The 4,015-nt window shown below is 49.1% G+C and carries 6 protein-coding genes; all 6 read right to left on the reverse strand.

Going from position 1 to position 4,015, the window contains the following annotated elements; translation table 11 throughout:
- Window positions 1-46: 46 nt before the first annotated feature.
- Window positions 47-478, reverse strand: a complete 432-nt coding sequence (locus H5U02_14420) for an AraC family transcriptional regulator (protein ID MBC7343617.1) — start codon at window positions 476-478, stop codon at window positions 47-49.
- Window positions 479-493: 15 nt separating this feature from the next.
- Window positions 494-1,051, reverse strand: a complete 558-nt coding sequence (efp, locus tag H5U02_14425; GenBank protein ID MBC7343618.1) for an elongation factor P — start codon at window positions 1,049-1,051, stop codon at window positions 494-496.
- A gap of 78 nt (window positions 1,052-1,129) precedes the next feature.
- A complete protein-coding gene (locus H5U02_14430) occupies window positions 1,130-2,209 on the reverse strand; it encodes an aminopeptidase P family protein (GenBank protein ID MBC7343619.1) in 1,080 nt (359 codons plus the stop codon).
- Window positions 2,193-2,639 carry a type II 3-dehydroquinate dehydratase gene (gene aroQ / locus H5U02_14435; GenBank protein ID MBC7343620.1) on the reverse strand — a complete coding sequence of 149 codons (447 nt, stop codon included), beginning with the start codon at window positions 2,637-2,639 and terminating at the stop codon, window positions 2,193-2,195. The genes H5U02_14430 and aroQ overlap by 17 nt, the downstream gene beginning before the upstream one ends.
- An 84-nt stretch (window positions 2,640-2,723) precedes the next feature.
- Window positions 2,724-3,434 (reverse strand): type 4a pilus biogenesis protein PilO, encoded by a 711-nt coding sequence (gene pilO / locus H5U02_14440; protein MBC7343621.1) that lies wholly within the window; start codon window positions 3,432-3,434, stop codon window positions 2,724-2,726.
- 11 nt (window positions 3,435-3,445) lie between these two features.
- Window positions 3,446-3,955, reverse strand: a complete 510-nt coding sequence (locus H5U02_14445) for a PilN domain-containing protein (protein ID MBC7343622.1) — start codon at window positions 3,953-3,955, stop codon at window positions 3,446-3,448.
- Window positions 3,956-4,015 lie beyond the last annotated feature (60 nt).

Genomic DNA, 4,015 nt, shown 5'->3' on the forward strand with positions numbered 1-4,015 from the left:
TCTGAGAGGGCTACCTGGTTAAGAAAAGGTGATATTGAGTGGTAAACTAAATGTCTTCGTCCTGGACCAAGGCCGACTTATCAGCCTGATTCTCTTCCTCCGCCACCTCCGTAGTGAACACCACTGCGCCACAGTTAGGACAAGTGACCTCTACCACGTCCTCATCTCCCAGGGCATCAGCTTCAAAACATACTGTTTCTCCGCATTCTGGGCACTCAGTTTCGATAAGATCGTCTTCGCCATCGTCTTCTGCTTCCTCGCCCCTGATTTCTTCTTCTAGATCATACAAGTCTTCATCAATTGATGCTAGGTAGCTTTCAATTTCCTCTTGGTTTTCCTTTAACTCGGTTATTGCCTCCCCTATGTTTTCTAGTACTTTAGCCATTTCCGCCAAAATCTTCCCTTCGGGACTGCTGATTTCTCCCATGCCCTCCATAAGCCCCATTAAATGAGCTATTTCTTTCTGCAAATCTTGCATGCATTCTTCCCTCCATTAGGCACGTTCAAGGTATTCTCCGGTTCGCGTATCTACACGGACAACATCACCTTCGTTGACGAAGAGAGGAACTTGAACCACAACACCAGTTTCCAAAGTAGCTGGCTTGGTGCCCCCAGCAGCCGTATCTCCTTTCACGCCAGGGGTGGTATGTATTACTTTAAGTTCCACCGTATGTGGCAGCTCGATGCCTATAGTATTGCCCTCATAGCTTACAATATTTAGGACCATATTTTCCTTGAGATACTTCAGGGCATCGCCCACTTGTTCTGCCGGCAACGAGACTTGCTCATAGGTGTTATTGTCCATAAACACGTAGGTATCCCCATCGCTGTATAAATACTGCATCTCTCTACGGTCCAAATGGGCGCGATTCAACTTTTCTCCTGCCCTAAAGGTTCGTTCAATTACTGCTCCGGTGCGAACATTTTTGAGCTTAGTGCGAACAAAGGCCGCACCTTTTCCAGGCTTAACATGCAAGAATTCTATTACCGAATAGACATCACCATCCAGCTCAATGGTAACCCCAGTCCTCAGGTCATTGGTAGAGATCATAAGCCTGCCCTCCTCGAAACCATATTAGTTCCCGTAGAAATTCTGGATACTAGCTTGTATTCGAACGAACTGTTGTATTTAAATTACCAGCAACTCCTTTTCCAGTTCAGTAAGGACTTGGCAGCCGTTTTCCCCTAAGAGTACCATATCCTCGATACGAATGCCACCGTTATCCTCGATGTATACGCCCGGCTCCACAGTGACAATGGCGCCAGCAGGAAGAGGATCAGGATTACGAGGGCTAAGGTGGGGCTCTTCGTGGATTTCCAATCCTACCCCATGTCCCAAACCATGACCGAAATACCTCCCATAACCAGCCGCCTCCAAAACTTGGCGAGCAAAACCATCGGCTTCTTTGCCAGCCACCCCCGCCCGCAACCGCCCAATCGCTTCCTCCTGAGCAGACAGTACCGCTGCATACATTTTTTGATTGGAGTCATCAGGTAGTCCTGGACCAACCCAGACAGTTCGCGTTAAATCCGAATTATACCCGAAATAGCGAGCACCCAAGTCAAACAGCAACCACTCCCGGCTCCCGATGCGACGCGAGGAAGGGGTAGCATGGGGGAGGGCGGCACGAGGACCGGAAGCCACAATAAGGTCAAAAGCTACAGCTTCTGCCCCATGCCGGCGCATGTAAAACTCCAATTCCAACGCTAAATCTTTCTCGGCTACCCCAGGTTTGATATACTCAAGAATATGTCGAAATCCTGCTTCGGCAATAGCTAGAGCTTCCCTAACTAAACGAACTTCTTCAGTGGTCTTGGACTGCCGTAGATTCTCAACTATACCAGACGTAGGAACCAGCTCACAGCCGGTGATCTCCCTTTTTAATTCAGTTACTTCTTTGAAGCTGAGGTTGCCAGATTCAAAGCCGAGCCGCCGTATATTATGGCTGGCTACCAGCTCCTTGATAGCGGCAACCAGCCCGTGTTCCATTTGATAAATAGTAACGCCCTCCGTCTCCTGCTTAGCCTGGGTCCAATAACGAAAATCGAGTACCAGGATCGCCTTATCCCCGGTTACCAATAAAGCCGATTCTTGCCCGGTAAAACCGGACAGGTAGCGAACATTAGCTGGGGATTTCACCAGGAGTGCCTCTACTCCTTCCTTAGCTACCAAAGAACTCAACTGTTCCAGCTTAGCTTTGGAAGTCATCTTTACCCCACCTAATAGCTGCCATCAAGGCAAGTTTATACCCGATAATGCCCAGCCCGGTAATCTGACCTACCACAGCATCACTAATTACAGATTGGTGCCGGAAGCCCTCCCGGGCATAAATATTGGACAAGTGAACCTCAATAGTCGGTATAGAAATCGCCTTAATGGCATCGCGGAGCGCCAAGCTATAATGGGCCAAGGCTCCGGGATTAATAATAACCCAATCAAACCTGCCTTGAGCCTGGTGCAGTGTGTCAATTATGTCTCCTTCATGATTAGACTGAACAAACTCAACCTCAACCCCCTCGGCAGCGGCCAACTGAGCAAGGCTCCTGTTAATCTCCTCCAGGCTGGTTGATCCATAGATGTCCGGTTCTCTGTGGCCAAGAAGGTTGAGATTTGGTCCGTTAACAATTAAGATACGCATGGCTAGGCCTCACACTCCCCTCCATCCCAAGAGTTAACCCTGCTGCTATCAACCTTTTAACTCCCCCCATGTCAGCCAACCTTATCACCTGCTGTCCAATACTTTGCCAGCCGTAGAAGGAAATTGCTTTTGCTCACCCGGAGCTACCAAAGCATTGGGCTCTGCTTGCGCCTTACCTAAATAGAAATCTAACGGAACCGCAAAGAGGTTTTTGTCCCGGCGAATCTGTTTAGTCTTCCCCTGTGTATCCTGCTTGTAGGTCGCGCTGTCAGCTGGACATCCATATATCCTCATCTCCATAATGGCCCTTATTGAAGGCCGATCGAAGCTGTCCAGCTGTTGGCTTGCCGCTAGTGAAAGTCTAGTGATGGTTTGAGCGCCTACAGACCTTTGGACCTCGTCAACAAAGTTCCTCAAACCGAGATACGATCCATGCGCTTCTATTGTAATCGGTACGGTAACATAATAATTATCCCTTTGCATCTCCCCGGCCCTGACCTGGTCTAAGATCAAGTGATGCTTTTCAGCTAACTTCTCCACGACCTTGACCGAGTTATAGGGAGAACCTGCCTGGCCAAGCCATTTCCTGGCATCGGCAATACGTTCCTCTAGTGTTTTCTTTCTTTCTTGCCAGGCTGTGGCCTCCGCGTCACTGACTTCATCTAGTACCCGATCTTTTTCGCTAGGGTAGCGTCCAGCTAAAAAGGCACCACTAGCAAAGCTAGCTGCTATCACAGCCAATGCTGCTAGGACCAATACTACACCGGAAAGAGCACCAAATTGATTGTATTTCATTCTTACCCATCCTATTCGGAGATTTTAGCTACAATCGTAAATTTAATGGTCGGCAAGCTCCAACTTAAGTCTCGGGCCGCACTCTTCAAATCAACCTCCCTAAATTCTTGGCAGGACGTCATTTGGTCTTCTAAGGTACCCAGTAAGTCCCAGGAGCCGCAAAAGCCACGAAACAGAACTTCTCCATCAGAGCTCATTTCTAACTCAGTAATCCAGGCGCCACTGGGTAGGCTGTCCTCTATGGCCTTAAGCACTGAACTATAATCCGAGCCACGAGGTTTTAACTTATCTAAGGCTCTATACTCCGCCTCCAGGCGCCTAGTTTCTTGCTGTAACATCTCCACTTCCGCTCCCGGGGAAGAGGCAGTCAAAGCCCCAGCACCACCAGCCTGCTTCCCGTATAGCCAGCCCAAAAGAGCAGGTACGGTCACAAGCACAATCGACAGCAAGATATACAGCCCTTGATTACCAATCCGCCGGGATCGCATGGCAGCTGGCAAAAGGTTGATTTCTTTTTTCATCGCCGCCACCCCTTGAGGGCTAAACCCAAAGCCATGGCAAATTGAGGCAGGAGTGCAGCT

The organism is Clostridia bacterium (assembly GCA_014360065.1).
In the GTDB taxonomy this organism is placed as follows: domain Bacteria; phylum Bacillota; class DSM-521; order Neomoorellales; family JACIYF01; genus JACIYF01.

What these genes read in the sequence shown, in the direction of transcription:
- H5U02_14420 (MBC7343617.1), bottom strand. Translation starts at nt 478, where the DNA reads ATGCAAGATTTGCAGAAAGAAATAGCTCATTTAATGGGGCTTATGGAG.
- efp (MBC7343618.1), bottom strand. Translation starts at nt 1,051, where the DNA reads ATGATCTCTACCAATGACCTGAGGACTGGGGTTACCATTGAGCTGGAT.
- H5U02_14430 (MBC7343619.1), bottom strand. Translation starts at nt 2,209, where the DNA reads ATGACTTCCAAAGCTAAGCTGGAACAGTTGAGTTCTTTGGTAGCTAAG.
- aroQ (MBC7343620.1), bottom strand. Translation starts at nt 2,639, where the DNA reads ATGCGTATCTTAATTGTTAACGGACCAAATCTCAACCTTCTTGGCCAC.
- pilO (MBC7343621.1), bottom strand. Translation starts at nt 3,434, where the DNA reads ATGAAATACAATCAATTTGGTGCTCTTTCCGGTGTAGTATTGGTCCTA.
- H5U02_14445 (MBC7343622.1), bottom strand. Translation starts at nt 3,955, where the DNA reads ATGAAAAAAGAAATCAACCTTTTGCCAGCTGCCATGCGATCCCGGCGG.